The sequence below is a fragment of the Streptomyces sp. NPDC001108 genome (genome assembly GCF_053598535.1).
This window is the reverse complement of sequence record NZ_JBSFKL010000021.1, coordinates 1-16209: the sequence shown is the minus strand read 5'-3', so window position 1 is coordinate 16209 and position 16209 is coordinate 1. Positions and strand designations below refer to the sequence as shown.

At 72.7% G+C, this 16209-nt stretch carries 14 protein-coding genes and 1 riboswitch; of the genes, 3 read left to right on the top strand and 11 right to left on the bottom strand.

What is annotated here, in order from left to right; genetic code table 11:
- Nucleotides 1-140 precede the first annotated feature (140 nt).
- The 8 genes from ACWC97_RS30700 to ribD form a co-directional block, all read right to left on the bottom strand.
- Nucleotides 141-605: a PH domain-containing protein gene (locus ACWC97_RS30700; RefSeq protein WP_352280089.1), complete on the bottom strand. Its 465-nt coding sequence runs from the start codon at nucleotides 603-605 to the stop codon at nucleotides 141-143.
- A gap of 55 nt (nucleotides 606-660) precedes the next feature.
- Nucleotides 661-1509, bottom strand: coding sequence for an ATP phosphoribosyltransferase (gene hisG / locus ACWC97_RS30695; protein ID WP_352280088.1), 849 nt, complete (start codon nucleotides 1507-1509; stop codon nucleotides 661-663).
- A gap of 78 nt (nucleotides 1510-1587) precedes the next feature.
- A complete protein-coding gene (locus tag ACWC97_RS30690; RefSeq protein ID WP_352280087.1) occupies nucleotides 1588-1860 on the bottom strand; it encodes a phosphoribosyl-ATP diphosphatase in 273 nt (90 codons plus the stop codon).
- Nucleotides 1861-1895: 35 nt separating this feature from the next.
- A complete protein-coding gene (ribH, locus tag ACWC97_RS30685) occupies nucleotides 1896-2381 on the bottom strand; it encodes a 6,7-dimethyl-8-ribityllumazine synthase (protein WP_352280086.1) in 486 nt (161 codons plus the stop codon).
- A 46-nt stretch (nucleotides 2382-2427) separates the two neighbouring features.
- Nucleotides 2428-3726: a bifunctional 3,4-dihydroxy-2-butanone-4-phosphate synthase/GTP cyclohydrolase II gene (locus ACWC97_RS30680; RefSeq protein ID WP_352280085.1), complete on the bottom strand. Its 1299-nt coding sequence runs from the start codon at nucleotides 3724-3726 to the stop codon at nucleotides 2428-2430.
- Nucleotides 3723-4367, bottom strand: coding sequence for a nicotinamide mononucleotide transporter family protein (locus tag ACWC97_RS30675; RefSeq protein ID WP_352280084.1), 645 nt, complete (start codon nucleotides 4365-4367; stop codon nucleotides 3723-3725). The genes ACWC97_RS30680 and ACWC97_RS30675 overlap by 4 nt, the downstream gene beginning before the upstream one ends.
- A complete protein-coding gene (locus ACWC97_RS30670) occupies nucleotides 4364-4981 on the bottom strand; it encodes a riboflavin synthase (RefSeq protein WP_352280083.1) in 618 nt (205 codons plus the stop codon). Before ACWC97_RS30670 ends, ACWC97_RS30675 begins: the two co-directional genes overlap by 4 nt.
- Nucleotides 4982-6082, bottom strand: a complete 1101-nt coding sequence (gene ribD, locus ACWC97_RS30665; protein WP_352280082.1) for a bifunctional diaminohydroxyphosphoribosylaminopyrimidine deaminase/5-amino-6-(5-phosphoribosylamino)uracil reductase RibD — start codon at nucleotides 6080-6082, stop codon at nucleotides 4982-4984.
- A gap of 161 nt (nucleotides 6083-6243) precedes the next feature.
- Nucleotides 6244-6374: riboswitch (FMN riboswitch) on the bottom strand.
- Nucleotides 6375-6629: 255 nt separating this feature from the next.
- Between ribD and ACWC97_RS30660 the strand changes: the two genes are divergently transcribed.
- Entirely contained in the window at nucleotides 6630-8969 is a 2340-nt protein-coding gene (locus ACWC97_RS30660) for a chitinase C-terminal domain-containing protein (RefSeq protein WP_450652854.1), read from the top strand.
- 97 nt (nucleotides 8970-9066) lie between these two features.
- Here ACWC97_RS30660 and ACWC97_RS30655 read toward each other — a convergent pair whose 3' ends face one another.
- Nucleotides 9067-10266, bottom strand: a complete 1200-nt coding sequence (locus ACWC97_RS30655; RefSeq protein ID WP_352280080.1) for an ROK family transcriptional regulator — start codon at nucleotides 10264-10266, stop codon at nucleotides 9067-9069.
- 146 nt (nucleotides 10267-10412) lie between these two features.
- On the opposite strand from ACWC97_RS30655, the gene ACWC97_RS30650 reads away from it, so the two are divergent.
- Both ACWC97_RS30650 and ACWC97_RS30645 read left to right on the top strand, forming a co-directional pair.
- Nucleotides 10413-11645: an MFS transporter gene (locus ACWC97_RS30650; RefSeq protein WP_352280079.1), complete on the top strand. Its 1233-nt coding sequence runs from the start codon at nucleotides 10413-10415 to the stop codon at nucleotides 11643-11645.
- A gap of 172 nt (nucleotides 11646-11817) precedes the next feature.
- Nucleotides 11818-13212 (top strand): uracil-xanthine permease family protein, encoded by a 1395-nt coding sequence (locus ACWC97_RS30645; protein ID WP_352280078.1) that lies wholly within the window; start codon nucleotides 11818-11820, stop codon nucleotides 13210-13212.
- A 440-nt stretch (nucleotides 13213-13652) separates the two neighbouring features.
- Here the strand turns inward: ACWC97_RS30645 and ACWC97_RS30640 are convergent, their stop codons facing one another.
- Both ACWC97_RS30640 and ACWC97_RS30635 read right to left on the bottom strand, forming a co-directional pair.
- Nucleotides 13653-14588: a GNAT family N-acetyltransferase gene (locus ACWC97_RS30640; protein ID WP_450652851.1), complete on the bottom strand. Its 936-nt coding sequence runs from the start codon at nucleotides 14586-14588 to the stop codon at nucleotides 13653-13655.
- Nucleotides 14585-16209 (bottom strand): peptidase C14 (locus ACWC97_RS30635; RefSeq protein WP_352280076.1); only part of this gene is annotated, 1625 nt, incomplete at its 5' end. The genes ACWC97_RS30640 and ACWC97_RS30635, both read right to left, overlap by 4 nt.

Here is a 16209-nt window from a genome sequence, read left to right as displayed (position 1 = left end):
GCTGGAAGGAGTCACTCCTTGGGTCGCAGGAAGGCCCCGCCGGTCCTGTTGTTCATGGACCTTCCGGTGCGGGGCGGGGGTACACAGGGGTACCGCCGTGCTCCAGAGTAGTCAAGAACAGGCCGTGCGGGGCAGGGGGCTCAGCCGAGATCCGTTCCGGTGCCGTGGTTCTCGGCGAGCACCCGGAGCGTCCGGGCGTCCCTGATGGCCTGCTCCTTGGCGATGCCCGGCTGGATGCCGAGGGCGGGCAGGCTGGTGCCGTCGCTCAGGTCGAGGAAGACCCAGGGGTCGCCGACACGCAGGTTGACCCGGAGGATCTCCGCCCAGGACAGCCGGCGCGTCCGGGTGAGATTGACCACGGTCACCCCGTCCTCGTCCGCGACGACCTTGGGGCGGCTGAGCAGGGCGAGCACCCCGAAGAACAGCAGCGCCGTGAAGACGAAGCTGGCCCGCTCGCCCGGCCCCAGCTGCTCCAGGGTCAGGGCGACCGCGGTGATGACGAGGAACATCGCCGCGCCCACCGTCAGCAGGACGATCCGGGTCCGGGTCGGCCGGAACGTGACGGGGAGGGCGGGGAGTTCGGGCCGGGCTGCGGGGGCGGACATGTCGTTCTTCTGTCTTCTCGGTCTTCGCTTCGGGGTGCCGTGTCCTGCCGTGCCGTCAGAGGCGGCAGGCGTGGATGGCGGTGGTGAGGATGGCGCGGGCGCCGAGGGCGTACAGGTCGTCCATGATCCGCTGGGCCTCCCGGGCGGCGACCATGGAGCGGACGGCGACCCAGCCCTCGTGGTGCAGCGGCGAGATGGTCGGCGACTCCAGGCCGGGGGTGAGGGCTACGGCGCGCTCCAGGTGCTCGACGCGGCAGTCGTAGTCCATCATCACGTAGGAGCGGGCGACCAGGACGCCCTGGAGGCGGCGGAGGAACTGCTGCACCTTGGGGTCGTCGCCGGGGGCGCCGGTGCGGCGGATGACGACCGCCTCCGACGTCATGATCGGTTCGCCGATGACTTCGAGTCCGGCGTTGCGCAGGCTGGTGCCGGTCTCCACGACGTCGGCGATGACCTGGGCGACCCCGAGCTCGATGGCGGTCTCGACCGCGCCGTCGAGGTGGACGACGGAGGCGTGGACCCCGGCGTCGGCGAGGTGCTTGGCGACGATGCCCTCGTAGGAGGTGGCGATCGTCTTGCCGTCGAAGTCCTGCGGGCCGCTCGCCGTGCCGGGCTTGGTGGCGTAGCGGAAGGTGGAGCGGGCGAAGCCGAGCTGGAGGATCTCCTCGGCGTCCGCTCCGGAGTCCAGCAGCAGGTCGCGGCCGGTGATGCCGATGTCGAGGCGGCCGGAGCTGACGTAGATCGCGATGTCGCGGGGGCGCAGGTAGAAGAACTCGACCTCGTTCTCCGGGTCGACGAGGACGAGTTCCTTCGACTCCTTGCGCTGCTGGTACCCGGCCTCATGGAGCATCGCCATCGCAGGCCCGGAGAGTGAACCCTTGTTGGGGACGGCGATGCGCAGCATGAGGTCGGATTCCTTTGCGAGGAGGGGGTGGGTGCTGGGGTGCGGGTGTGCGCGGTGCTGGGGTGGTGCGGGTGGGGATCAGAGATGGGCGTAGACGTCGTCGAGCGAGATCCCCCGGGCGACCATCATCACCTGGACGTGGTACAGCAGCTGGGAGATCTCCTCGGCGGCGGCGTCCTTGCCCTCGTGCTCGGCGGCCATCCAGACCTCGGCGGCCTCTTCGACGACCTTCTTGCCGATGGCATGGACGCCCTTGTGGACGAGCTCGGCGGTGCGGGAGGTGGACGGGTCGCCGTTGGCGGCCTTGTGCTGGAGCTCGGTGAAGAGCTCTTCGAAGGTTTTGTTCGCCATGATGGGTCTTAGAGTACGGGGTCCCCGGCCCGTGTTCAGCGCCAGGGCTCGCTGACGGTCCGCAGCGTGGCGGCGGTGGCGACGGCCGCGGTGACCGCCTCGTGGCCCTTGTCCTCGTGGGAGCCCTCCAGGCCGGCCCGGTCGAGCGCCTGTTCCTCGGTGTCGCAGGTGAGGACGCCGAAGCCGACCGGGACGCCGGTGTCGACGGCGACCTGGGTCAGCCCGTTGGTGACACCGGTGGACACGTATTCGAAATGCGGGGTGCCGCCGCGGATGATCACCCCGAGGGCGACGACCGCGTCGTAGCCGCGGCCGGCGAGGACCTTGGCGACGACCGGGAGTTCGAAGCTGCCGGGCACCCTCAGCAGGGTCGGCTCGTCGATCCCGAGGTCGTGCAGGGCCCGCAGCGCGCCGTCGACGAGCCCGTCCATGACCTTCTCGTGCCACTGCGCGGCGACGACCGCCACGCGCAGGTCGCCGCAGTTGCGTACGGACAGTTCGGGTGCGCCCTTGCCGCTCATGTCTCTCCCGTGGTTCGTTTCCGTGAGGTGGCCGTGATGGCCGGGTTCACTGGTTGCCGCAGGTCGACGCCGTGGCGGCGTCGAGCCAGGGCAGGTCGTGCCCCATGCGGTCGCGCTTGGTGCGCAGGTAGCCCAGATTGTGCTCGCCGGCCTGGACGGGCATCGGTTCCCGGCCGGTGACGGCGAGTCCGTGCCGCAGGATCGCGGCCGTCTTGTCGGGGTTGTTGGTCATCAGCCGCAGGCTGCGGACGCCCAGGTCCTCCAGGATCCGGGCGCCTGCCGCGTAGTCCCGGGCGTCGGCGGGCAGGCCGAGCTCCAGGTTGGCGTCGAGGGTGTCGACGCCGCGCTCCTGGAGCTCGTAGGCCCGGAGCTTGGACAGCAGGCCGATGCCCCGGCCCTCGTGGCCGCGCAGATAGACGACGACGCCGCGGCCCTCCTCGGTGATCCGGCGCATGGACGCGTGCAGCTGGGGGCCGCAGTCGCAGCGCTGCGACTGGAAGATGTCGCCGGTCAGGCACTCGGAGTGCACCCTGACCAGCACGTCCTCGCCGTCGCCGAGCTCGCCGTGGACCAGTGCGACGTGCTCGACGCCGTCGGTCGTGGAGCGGTAGCCGTACGCGGTGAACGCGCCGAACGCGGTCGGCAGCCGTACCTCGGCCTCGCGGCGGACGGTCGGCTCGGAGCTGCGGCGGTAGGCGATCAGGTCCTCGATGGAGATGATCGTGAGGCCGTGCTTGCGGGCGAAGGGGACCAGCTGGGGCAGGCGCAGCATCACCCCGTCCTCGCCCGCGATCTCCACGATGGCCCCGGCGGGGCGCAGTCCGGCGAGCCGGGCGAGGTCGACGGCGGCCTCGGTGTGGCCGTTGCGGACCAGGACGCCGCCGGGGCGGGCGCGGAGCGGGAAGACGTGGCCGGGGCGGACGAAGTCGCCGGGGCCCGCCTCTCCGCGGGCCAGCAGCCGGAGCGTGGCGGCCCGGTCGGCGGCGGAGATGCCGGTGGTGACGCCGTGGGCGGGGGCGGCGTCGACGGAGACGGTGAACGCGGTGCGCATCGACTCGGTGTTGCGGTCGACCATCTGGGGGAGGTCGAGCCGGTCCAGCTCGTCGCCCTCCATCGGCGCGCAGATCAGGCCCCGGCACTCGCTCATCATGAACGCGACGATCTCGGGGGTGGCCTTCTCGGCGGCGACGACGAGATCGCCCTCGTTCTCCCGGTCCTCGTCGTCGACGACCACGACGGGCCGTCCGGCGGCGATGTCGCGGATCGCCTGCCCGACCGGGTCCAGGCGCAGGTCCTCGTCGGCCGCGCCGGGTTCCCGGTGCAGCCAGGTGGGCTGGGCGGTCATGCCGTGGCTCCCTTCAGAGCGGGTGTCCGCGAACGCAGCCACCAGTCGCGCATGCCCCACAGGACCAGGGCGCCGTACACGACGTAGATGAGACCGGAGAAGGCGAGCCCGCTGTGGAAGTTCAGCGGTACGCCGACGAGGTCGACCAGCAGCCAGGCGAACCAGAACTCGACCATGCCGCGGGCCTGGGCGAGCATCGCGACGAGCGTCCCGGCGAAGATGTACGCGTCCGCCCAGGGGCTCCAGGACAGCGAGGGGAACGCGGTGAACAGGCCGCCCACCGCGAGGGTGCCGAGCGCGGCGCCGCCGAGCAGCAGGCCGCGCTCGCGCCAGGTGGCGAACCGTACGGCTATGGAGCCGTCCTGCGCCCGCTGCCGGCCCCGGGTCCACTGCTGCCAGCCCCAGACAGCCACCGCGATGACGATGATCTGCTTGCCGACGCTGCCCGCCTGCTGCACGGAGACGTTGGCGGCGACCAGGACGACGCCGGAGAGCAGCTGCGCGGGCCAGGTCCACACGGAGCGGAGCCAACCGAGCGTCAGCGCGATCAGACCGACGGTGTTGCCGATCATGTCGGACCAGATGATGTGCTGGCCGAAGAGGGTGAACGCCTCCGCGTTCAGCCAGTGCAGAGAGGTCATGCCACCGGCTCCTCGGGGTCCTGGGGGGTGTGGCCGAGCAGCCGCTCGACGTACTTCGCGATGACGTCCACCTCCAGGTTGACCGGGTCGCCGGGCTTCTTGATGCCGAGCGTGGTCAGGGCGAGGGTGGTGGGGATGAGGCTGATGGTGAAGTAGTCGGGTCCGGCGTCCACCACGGTGAGGCTGACCCCGTCGACGGTGATGGAGCCCTTCTCCACCACGTAGCGGCTCAGCTCCGCGGGGAGGGAGACCTTCACGACCTCCCAGTTCTCGGAGGGTTCGCGCGCGACGATCCGGCCCGTGCCGTCGACGTGGCCCTGAACGATGTGGCCGCCGAGCCTGCCGCCGACCGCCATCGGGCGCTCCAGGTTGACCCGGGAGCCGGTGGCCAGGGCGCCGAGGCTGGACCGGTTCAGGGTCTCGGCCATGACGTCCGCGGTGAACTCGCCGTCGCCGAGCTCGACGACGGTGAGGCAGACGCCGTTGACGGCGATGGAGTCGCCGTGCTTGGCGCCCTCGGTGACCACGGGGCCGCGCAGTCGGAAGCGGGAGGCGTCGGCGAGCTGCTCGACGGCGGTGACCTCACCCAGTTCTTCGACAATTCCGGTGAACACTCAGTTTCCCTTCCGGTCGGTGCCGGGGACGGCGGTGATGCGCAGATCGGGGCCGATGCGGACGGTCTCGGTCACATCGAGGCGCAACGCCTCGGCGATGGTGGTGATTCCGGCGTCGGCGAGGGCCGCGGGCCCGGCGCCGAGGAGTACGGGGGCGAGGTAGCCGACGACCTTGTCGACCACGCCCGCGGCGACGAAGGCCCCGGCCAGGGTCGGCCCGCCTTCGAGGAGCACGGAGCGGACCCCGCGCCCGTGCAGGGCCCGGAGCAGGGCGGGCAGGTCCAGGCCGGGGCCGGTGGCAGCGCGGGGCAGCCGCAGGACGGCGTCCGGGGGCAGGTGCCCGGCGTCGGCGTCCTCGGCGACGGCGATCAGCGTGGGGGCGGTGGTGTCGAGGACCCGGGCGCCGGGGCGCACGGCGGTGGCGGCGGTGTCGACGACCACCCGCAGCGGCTGGACGGCGCCCTCGATGCCGCGTACCCCGAGCTGCGGGTCGTCGGTGCGGGCGGTGCCCGAGCCGACCACGACGGCGTCCGCCTCGGCGCGCAGCCGGTGGACGTCGGCGCGGGACTCCGGGGAGCTGATCCAGCGGCTGGTGGCGTCGGCGGCCGCGATCCGGCCGTCGAGGCTCGCCGCGTACTTCCACAGGACGTACGGGCGGCCGAGCCGCACGGAGGTCAGCCAGGCCGCGTTGCCCGCCTCGGCCTCCTCCGCGAGGAGGCCCTGCCCGACCGTGACCCCGGCCGCACGCAGGGTGTCGGCACCGCCGGTGGCCTGCGGGTTCGGGTCGCCGACCGCGTAGACGACCCGGGCGATCCCGGCCTCGACGAGGGCCTGGGCGCAGGGGCCGGTGCGGCCGGTGTGGTTGCAGGGTTCGAGGGTGACGTAGGCGGTTCCGCCGCGGGCCCGGTCGCCCGCCTCGCGCAGGGCGTGGATCTCGGCGTGCGGTCCGCCGGCGCGCCGGTGGAAGCCCTCCCCCGCAGGGCGGCCCGCGGCGTCGAGCACGACGCAGCCGACGACGGGGTTGGGGCTGGTGGAGCCGAGACCTCGGGCGGCGAGTGCGATCGCGCGACGCATGGCGGTGATGTCGGCCGCGGTGTCCACCGGTGTCCTCCTGCCTCTTCGGGCACGGACTCCGGGGCCTGTCGACGACGACAGAAAGAGCGGGAACGCAACGGAGGAACGCCGGAAATGCCGGACAACCCGGATGGAATCGGTCGCCCGAAATCCATCCGCCGACGGCGGCGTACCCGCGAAACGGCCCGCCGCGCACTGCCTCCCATCCGGACTTTAACCGTCGGTCCAGGAATCCCACCTGGTCAACCGGCCGCTGGATGCGGACGGGTCGCGGACTATAACCGCCGGTTCGGAATTGCACCGACCCCGGAGTGCGCTGCTGCTGGTACAGGGCCAGTGTGCCACGGACCGCGGCGGGTCAACCCGCGGATGCCTGTGGACTGCCTCACAGACCACCCTTCCGGAATCTCCCCGTCCCCTGATGGTCCAGACCTATTGACGCACTGGTCTAGTCCTCTTAATGTCTGCGTCACCTCCGAGGAGCCGTTCCGTGGTGTGCGCACACCCGGGGCATCAACACGACCCACCCCCTTGCAAGTTGTGTGCCGCCGAACCTCCCCGGGAGGAACCGAACGTGCTGTCCCCCACCCGTGCGAGAGCCACCCTGCTCGCCGCCGGCGCCGCCGTCGCCGGACTGCTGATGAGCTCGCTCACCGCCACCCCGTCCGCCGCCGCCGACCAGGAGTCCTGTCGCCCCGACGGGCTCTACCGGACGCCCGGCGTCACGGTCCCCTACTGCTCCGTGTACGACACCGAGGGCCGGGAGAAGATGGGCGCCGACCACCAGCGCCGGGTCATCGGCTACTTCACCGGCTGGCGGACCGGCAAGGACGGCAAGCCCGCCTACCTCGCCTCCGACATCCCCTGGGACAAGGTCACCCATCTGAACTACGCCTTCGCCCATGTCGACGGCGCCAACAAGCTCTCCGTGGGCTCCGACGGCCCGGACAACCCCGCGACCGGCATGACCTGGCCGGGCGTCGCGGGTGCCGAGATGGACCCGGCCCTCCCCTACAAGGGCCACTTCAACCAGCTCACGAAGTTCAAGAAGAAGTACCCGAACGTGAAGACCATGGTGTCGGTGGGCGGCTGGGCCGAGACCGGCGGCTACTTCGACGACAGCGGCAAGCGGGTCGACTCCGGCGGGTTCTACTCGATGGCGACCAACGCCGACGGCTCGGTCAACCAGGCCGGCATCGACACCTTCGCCGACTCGGCCGTCGCCTTCGTCAAGAAGTACGGCTTCAACGGCGTCGACATCGACTACGAGTACCCGACGACCATGAAGGACTCGGGCAACCCGCTGGACTGGACGCTCTCCAACGCGCGCCGGGCCGGTCTCGTCAAGGGCTACGCCGCGCTGATGAAGACCCTGCGCGAGAAGCTCGACCGGGCCTCGGCCGCCGACGGCACCCACTACCTGCTGAGCGTGGCGGCCCCCTCCTCCGGCTACCTGCTGCGCGGCATGGAGACCTTCCAGGTCCAGAAGTACCTGGACTACGTCAACATCATGTCGTACGACCTGCACGGCGCCTGGAACGAGTACGTCGGCCCGAACGCGGCGCTGTACGACGACGGCAAGGACGCCGAACTGGCCCAGGCGGGCGTCTACTCCACCGCGCAGTACGGCGGTGTCGGCTACCTCAACACCGACTGGGCGTACCACTACTTCCGCGGCTCGATGCCGGCCGGCCGGATCAACATCGGGCTGCCGTACTACACCCGCGGCTTCAAGAACGTGCAGGGCGGCACCGACGGGCTGTGGGGCCGGGCCGCCACCACCGACTGCCCGGCCGGTGCGGGGCTGACCAAGTGCGGTGACGGCGCGGTCGGCATCGACAACCTCTGGCACGACCAGGACGCCAACGGCAAGGAGTCGCCGGCCGGCTCCAACCCGATGTGGCACGCGAAGAACCTGGAGAAGGGCGTCGTCGGGGACTACGTCACGGACTACGGATTCCCCGCCGGCACCAAGCTGACCGGCACCTACGCCCGCAAGTACGACTCGACGCTGGTCGCGCCCTGGCTGTGGAACGCCGAGAAGAAGGTCTTCCTCTCCACCGAGGACGAGCAGTCGGTCGCCGCGAAGGCGAAGTACGTCGTCGACCGGGGCATCGGCGGCACCATGATCTGGGAGCTGGCGGGCGACTACGGCTGGAACGCCGCCAAGGGCCAGTACGAGCCGGGCTCGACGCTGACCTCGACGATGTACGACGCGTTCAAGTCGGCCGCCCCGTACGGCGCGAAGCGCTCCACCGTCGAGCTGCCCACCGAGGCGCTGGACATCGACGTGTCGTTCGGCCAGTTCCCGCTCGGCGACTCCAACTACCCGATCAGCCCCAAGCTGACGATCACCAACCACACGAGGGCGACACTGCCCGGCGGCACGGAGTTCCAGTTCGACTACGCCACCTCGGCGCCCGCCAACGCCAAGGACCAGTCCGGCTTCGGCACCACGATCGTGCGCAGCGACCACCCGGGCACGGGCAACGTCGGCGGGCTCAAGGGCGACTACAACCGGGTCGCGCTGAAACTGCCGGGCTGGCAGAGCCTGGCTCCGGGCGCGTCGGTGCAGCTGGACTTCGTCTACTACCTGCCCACCTCCACCCCGTCGAACTGGACGGTGACCTTCGGCGGGAAGTCCTACGCGCTCGCCGCCGACCTGGCACGCGGCACCACCGTGGTCGAGCCGGGCACCGGCACCTCGCCCACGCCCGACCCGTCGACCAGCCCGACCCCGGGCCCCGGCGGCGGAAGCTGCACCGCCACCGCCTGGTCCGCGACCGCCGAGTACGGCACGGGTACGACGGTCGCCCACGGCGGGCACCAGTGGAAGGCCAAGTGGTGGACGAAGGGCGAGACGCCCGGCTCCACCGGTGACTGGGGTGTCTGGCAGGACCTCGGCGCCTGCTGACCCTCTCCCCGTGACCGCCCGGCGGTGACCGGTTCGCCCCCGGTCGCCGCCGGGCCCCTCCGCGTCCGGGGCCTGGCCGCGCGGCTCGGCCCGCGGCTCAGGCCGTCGAGCCGAAGAGGTCGTCCTGGGCCGCGTCGCGGGCGGCCAGCAGGGCGCCGCGGAGGACCGCGCCGCCGCCCAGCCGGCCGGCCCTGACCTCGGTGCGCAGCGGCGACATGGCGGCCAGCCGCCCCTCGACGCGGGCGGCGAGCGCGCCACCGCCCGCGTGGCCGACCTCGCCCGCCAGAACCACGCAGCCCGGATCGAGGACGGCGGCGATGGCGGCGGCCCCGACCGCGAGGCGCCCGGCGAGCTCGTCCAGGAACGCGTCGCCGTCCCCCGCCCCGGCCAGTGCGGCCCGGACCGCGAAGGCCGCGCCCGGCTCCTTGCCCTCCTCCTCGCCCTCCCCGGTGTCGAGGGGCACCGCGATGCCGTGGGCGATGGCCAGTTCACAGACCGGGGCGGAGCCCACCAGTGAGTGGAAGCCCCCCTCGCAGTTGAGCGCCGACGGGGTGGCGGTGATGCCGGGCACCGGCATGAAGCCGATCTCGCCCGCACCGCCGGAGGCCCCCCGGCGCAGCCTGCCGTCCAGCACGACGGCGGCGCCGACGCCGTGGCCGAGCCAGAAGAGCACGAAGGTGTCCTGGCCGACGGCCGCGCCGTCGCGGTGCTCGGCGACGGCGGCGAGGTTGGTCTCGTTCTCGACCAGCACGGTCGCGGGCAGCCGTTGCTGGAGCACCCGGACCAGCCGCCGGTGCCAGGCGGGCAGTCCGGTGGTGTCGCGCAGTTCGCCGGTGGCCGGGTCGATCAGGCCGGGCGCGCCGATGCCGACGCTGTGCAGCGGCCCGGCCCCCGCCTTCCGGGCGGTGCGCTCCAGGAGCGCGGCGGCCTGCTCGGCGGCGGCCTCGGTGGCGGTGTCGCCGCCGATCGGCAGGGTCGCCTCGGCGAGCGTGGTGCCGAGCAGGTCGGCGACGACCACCGCGACGCTGCCGGTGCGTACGTCGAGGGCGGCGAGGTGGGCGCGGTCGGCGACGATCCCGTACAACCGGGCGTTGGGGCCCCGGCGTTGGGCTCCGGTCTCGCCGACGACCCGGATCAGCCCGGCGCCCTGGAGGCGTTCGACCAGGTCGGCGACGGTGGGCCGGGAGAGGCCGGTCAGTGTCTTCAGCTGCGCGGCCGTCAGCGGGCCGTCCTGTTGGAGCAGTCCCAGGGCGAGCCGGTCGTTGATGGCCCGTGCGGTGCTCGGTGATGCGGGCATGCCGGGATCCTTCCAGATCTCCGTCGCACCGGAGTGCCCGGCGCACTATTTATCAGGCAGGGTTCCTGATAGTTTACGGCCCGCACCCGTGCACACGGGCACCGGACCACCGGCAGCAGAACGTTTCCAAGGGAGGGTACGGCGGTATGACAGCGGATTCCACCGACACGGAGTTCGGGGCGAAGCAGGTGGTACGGGCCAGATACGCCGTCGCCACCGTGTTCACCGTGCACGGTGCGGTGACCGGCAGCTTCGCCACCCGGGTGCCCTGGATCCAGGAGCATGCCGGGATCGGCGCCGGTCAGCTCGGCCTCGCGCTCGCCTTCCCCGCCATCGGCGCCTCGCTCGCCATGCCGCTGGCCGGTGCGATCAGCCACCGGCTGGGCGCCAGGACCGCGCTGCGCGCCCTGCTCGCCCTGTGGACGCTGGCGCTGGTGCTGCCCGCGCTGGCGCCCAACCTGCTGACGCTGTGCGCGGCGCTCCTGGTGTACGGGGCGACGGCCGGCATGTCGGACGTGGCGATGAACGCACTCGGCGTCGAGGTGGAGAACCGCCTCGACAAGTCGATCATGTCGGGGCTGCACGGGATGTGGAGCGTGGGCGCGCTGCTCGGCTCGGCGGCGGGCACGGTCGCCGCGCATCTGGGCACCGACGCCCGGCTGCACCACACGGTGGCCGCCCTGGTCCTCACCGTGCTGGGCCTGATCGCCTGCCGGAACGTACTGGACCTGCGCGGCCGGCCGGACGAGGAGCCGCCGCCGCGCTTCACGCTGCCGCCGAGGTCGGCGCTGATCATCGGCGCGGTGGGCTTCTGCGCGGTGTTCGCCGAGGGCGCGAGCCTGGACTGGTCGGCGGTCTACCTCCGGGACGTCATGGACACCTCCGCCGGGCTCGCCGCGGCCTCCACCACGGCGTTCGCACTGACCATGGCGATCGCCCGGATCGCGGGTGACAAGGTGGTGGACCGCTTCGGCGCGGTCCGGACGGTGCGGGCCGGCGGCGCCCTCGCGACGGTCGGCGGGCTGCTCGTGGTGGCCTCGCCCGACGCGGTGCTCGCGATGTGCGGCTTCGGGCTGCTGGGGCTCGGGGTGGCCGTGGTCGTCCCGCTGGCCTTCGCCGCCGCCGGGCGCAGCGGGCCGAACCCGAGCCAGGCGATCGCGGGTGTCGCCACGATCACGTACACCTCGGGGCTGATCGCCCCGTCCGCGATCGGATCGCTGGCCCAGGCGACCTCGCTGGTGGTCTCCTTCGGGCTGGTGACGGTCCTGGCCTTCGGGCTGGTCCTCGGGGCCGGGGTGCTCCGGGCGGGCGACCGCCGGGCGGTGGCGTCCCGGAACGCCGGCGCCCCGGAGGCGGCGGCCACCGAACCGCGCGGCTGAGCCGCCCGTCCGGCCGGTCCGCTCCCGGCCGGACGGCGCCGACCTGCGTGAAAGCGGTGCCCCGCCGCGAGCACGCCGGGAACCGGCATTACCATGGCGCTGATCATTTCAGCGGTAGCGACGTGCCGATCGAGGCAATCCGTTCCGCGCCTACACACATCAGGGAGCGACCATGGGCCTCGGCGTGCGCTGGACCTTGCACGGCGACGGGAAGACCCCCGCACCGGGGGCCGTGGTGCGGCCCGACGAACGGCTCTCGTGGCCGCGTACGTTCGGGCTGGGCGCCCAGCACGTGGTCGCGATGTTCGGCGCGTCGTTCGTCGCCCCGGTGCTGATGGGCCTGGACCCGAACCTGGCGATCATGATGTCGGGTGTCGCGACGGCCATCTTCCTGCTGGCCACGCGCGGCCAGGTGCCCAGCTACCTGGGCTGTTCGCTCTCCTTCGTCGGGGTCGCGGCGACGATCCGGGCCAGTGGCGGCAGCAGCGCCACGGTCACCGGCGCGGTCTTCGCCGTCGGCGTGGTGCTCTTCCTGGCCGGTCTGGCCGTGCAGCGCTTCGGCGCCCGGATCATCCACGCGGCCATGCCGCCGGTCGTCACCGGCGCGGTCGTGATGCTGATCGGCTTCAACCTGGCGCCGGTGACCGCGTCGACCTACTGGCCGCAGGACCAGTGGACGGCCCTGCTGGTGATGCTGTTCACCGGATTGGCCGTAGTGTGCCTGCGCGGATTCTTCTCCCGCATCGCGATCTTCCTCGGCCTGGTCTTCGGGTACGTGCTGTCCTGGGTGCTCGACCGGGTCTTCGGCAAGATCCACTCCCCGGCGGGCGGTGCCGAGGCGGTGGACCACTGGCGGCTGGACCTGTCCGGGGTAGCCAAGGCGGACTGGATCGGGCTGCCCTCCTTCCACGCCCCGAGCTTCGAGTGGTCGGCGATCCTGGTCGCCCTGCCGGTGGTCATCGCGCTGATCGCGGAGAACGCCGGGCACGTGAAGGCGGTCGGCGAGATGACCGGCGCCTCGCTGGACGGCAAGCTCGGCACCGCCATCGCCGCCGACGGCGCCGCGTCGATGCTGTCGACCGCGGTGGGCGGTCCGCCGAACACCACGTACTCGGAGAACATCGGCGTGATGGCCGCGACCCGGGTCTACTCCACCGCCGCGTACTGGGCCGCCGCCTGCTTCGCCCTGCTCTTCGGCCTCTGCCCGAAGTTCGGCGCGGTCGTCGCCGCCATCCCGGGCGGGGTGCTCGGCGGCATCACCGTCATCCTCTACGGCATGATCGGCCTGCTGGGTGCCCAGATCTGGCTGAACGCCAAGGTCGACCTGCGCAACCCGCTCAACCTGGTTCCGGCCGCGGCGGGCATCATCATCGGCGTCGGCGGGGTCAGCCTGAAGATCACCGACAACTTCGAGCTGAGCGGGATCGCGCTCGGCACCATCGTCGTGATCACCGGTTACCACGTGCTGCGCGCCTTCGCCCCGGCGCATCTCAAGACCCAGGAGCCCCTGCTGGACTCGGGCACCTCGGCGTACGACTCGGGGTCGTCGAAGGACTCGGACCGCTAGGACCTGTCCCTGGGCTCGTCCCTCCCCCGCTCGGGGGCGGGTCGTAGTCCGCGAGGGAACGCCCGGCCGTCCACCCCCGCGAACTCGGCCCTGGACACGTCCAGGACCACGGAGTGCGCCAGCTGGTCGACGGCGTAGCGGGGGAGCGGCGGCTCCGCGTGCGGGCGACCGGCAGCGGGACGTGGGCGACGCGCGCACGGATCCCGTGGGCGCGCAGGTCCGTACGGACCGCCTCGTCCCGGCCGTCGACGTTGACGGCCCGCATGGCCTCCTCGGCCGGGGAGCCGGGCACGGGGTCGCCGACGGCCGCCGCGCAGTGCACGACGAGGTCGGCACCGGTCAGGTCCGGCACCTCGCACGCGGCGTCCCCGGATCCGGCCGTCGCCCGGGTCGGCCGTCCTCGGGGGACCGGGGCGGCGGGATCCGTACCGCCCCGGAGGTCAGAAGCAGTCGCCGTACCAGTGGATCGCGCCGGGCGCGGTGACCGTGGCGCGGACGGCCGGGGCCGGGGCGAGGAGCGGCCGGGCCATGCCCACGTACTCCGTCGTCCGCCGGGCGTCCGCCAGCAGGCGGGGGAGGGCGGCGGCGGTGCCCGGTTCGTCGGGGAGCCGCACCCGGGCCCGGTCGAGCCCGGCCGCGCGGCCCCGTTCCCCGGCGGCGGCCAGCAGTGCGCCCAGGCACTCCGGGGCACCGGCGAACTCCCGTACCTCCAGCCACTCCTCCTCGTGCCGGGCCACCAGCCAGCCGGCGGGCGCCCCGGTGCGGGGGTCCTCGGCCACCAGTGTCCCGTCGAGCGGGCCGTACCAGGCGGGCACCCGCACCGCCCAGTCCTCGGCCGACCGGACCGTGCTGAGCGGCCGGTCCGCGTTGTACGCCCGGTGCAGCGCGGCCACCTCCGGGGCGTCGCGGGCGGTGGCCGCGCGGATCCGGAACTCCCCGGCGGCGGGCGCGGGGGCGAGCCGTCCCTCGACGCAGCCGCTGCCGAACTCCTCCCAGCCCGAGCCCCGGTAGACCCCGGGCGTCCCGGTGAACAGCAGCGACCAGGCGCAGCCCTCGGCCCGCATGGTGCGCTCCGCCGCCGCCAGCAGCAGCCGCACCAGGCCCCGGCCCCGGGCCTCGGGGCGGGTGGCCACGCTGCCGATGCCGCCGACCCGCCGCGGGGCGCCGTCCGCGTCGCGGATCGTCCTCGGTACGTAGACGACGACCGCGTCGAGCACGCCCTCCCCGGCGCCCGGCACGACGAAGGTGTGCCGGTGCCGGTCCGGGTCCAAAGCGTGCAGGGCGGTGATCTGCGGGGCGTCGAAGCACCGCCGCCACAGGGCGGCCAGTGCCGGGTCGTCGGCCGGGGCGGCGGGGCGGACGGCGGCGGGGGTCACAGGATCAGGTTTCCTTCCGTGCGGGCCGTGGTGCCGTCGTCCGGCATCGCGACGCGCTTCGTGCCGTCCTCGACGCAGGCGGTGTGCAGGGCCGAGGCGAGCGCGCCGGGGACGAGGTGGAGGGTGCCGCCGGTGAAGCGGTTGCCGGTCGCCAGGTAGTGGTTGGTGCCGTCGGCGATGCGGACATGGGCGGTCGCGGGGTCGGTGGTGCTGCTGAGGCCGGTGAGGTCCCAGGTCACCTTCCCCGGACCGGCCGCGCGGCCGAGCAGCGCGCCGGCCCTGTTGCGGCCGGTGAGCCGGGCCCCGCCGGTGACGGTGATCCGCTGGTCGCGCACGGCACTGAGTTCGATGCCGGTGTTCTCGTAGCGTCCGCCGTCGATGGTGAGGTCGGCCGAGCCGACGGAGAGCGGGGCGGCGTCCTCGGCCCCGGTGACGGTGCAGTCGGTGAGGCGGACCGGTCCGGCCCCGCGCAGCACCGCGCCGTCGACGCCGGTGAAGGTGCAGCGGACGAAGTGGACGGGGGCGGTGACCGGGGTCTGGACGAGCACGCCGCCCGCGGGGAGGTCGAAGGAGCAGTCGCTGACGGTGGTGGGCCGGGTGGAGCGGGCGGAGCGCTGGGCGACGGCGAAGGTCTTCGCGGTGCAGCCGCGCACCTGGGCCCCGTCGGCGTTGATGGTGAGGGTGCCCGCCTGGTCGAAGGTGGGGCGGGCGATCACCGTCACGTCCTCCAGGGTCAGGTCGGTGATCTTCGTGTTGGCCACGAACCAGGAGCAGACGTGCCGGCGTACGGTGATCCGTTTGGCCGAGATCCCCCACTGGGCGCCGGAGTTGGCGATGTCCATCAGCCCGGAGTTGCCGTCGAAGAGGAGGTCGTGCTCGTACTGTCCGTGGGTGGTGAAGGGGTTGCCGCCGGCGTCGTCGCCGTCGCCGTGGCAGTTCACGACGGTGCAGTAGGCCGAGGCGGTGAGGTCGTTGAGGTGGCGCACGTTGCTGGTGGTGCAGTCCGCGACCCGCCCGTACAGGCAGTAGATCTGCTGGGTGAGGTACCCGGCGCCGCCGTACTCGACGGTGGGCGGGTTCTTCAGGGAGCAGTCCTCGGTGCGGAAGCGGGTGCACCAGCGGCGCATGACGACCGGCCAGAAGGTGCCGGTGGCGTGGATGCCGGAGACGTCGCAGCCCACCGCGTACTCGAAGCTGACCGGGTGCGAGCCGGTGTACTCGTCGGGGCCCGCGCCCTCGAAGACCATGTTGCGGACATGGCTGTTGCGGACGGGTTCGACGCGGGTCCAGGTCAGGGTGCGGCCGGCGGCGAGCTCCCAGCCGTTGAGGTAGCCGATGCGGACGTGGGTCGCGTCGACGATCTCGGTGATCTCGACGAGCTTCTGGAGTTCGCGTTCGTCGCGTCCGCCGCCCTCGACCGGGGCGACCTGGACGGTCCACCACTGGCCGACCCCGAACGCCTTGGCGTCGGGGACCGGGAAGGTGTCGGTCAGCTCGATCACCGTGGCGGCGAGCGGATGGCTGAGGGTGGTGTCGGTGACGGTGCCGCGGAAGGAGAGGACGGCGCCGAAGGGGTTGTCGTGGGTGTTCTTCTCGATGTTCTCGGTGCGTATGCGGTGGC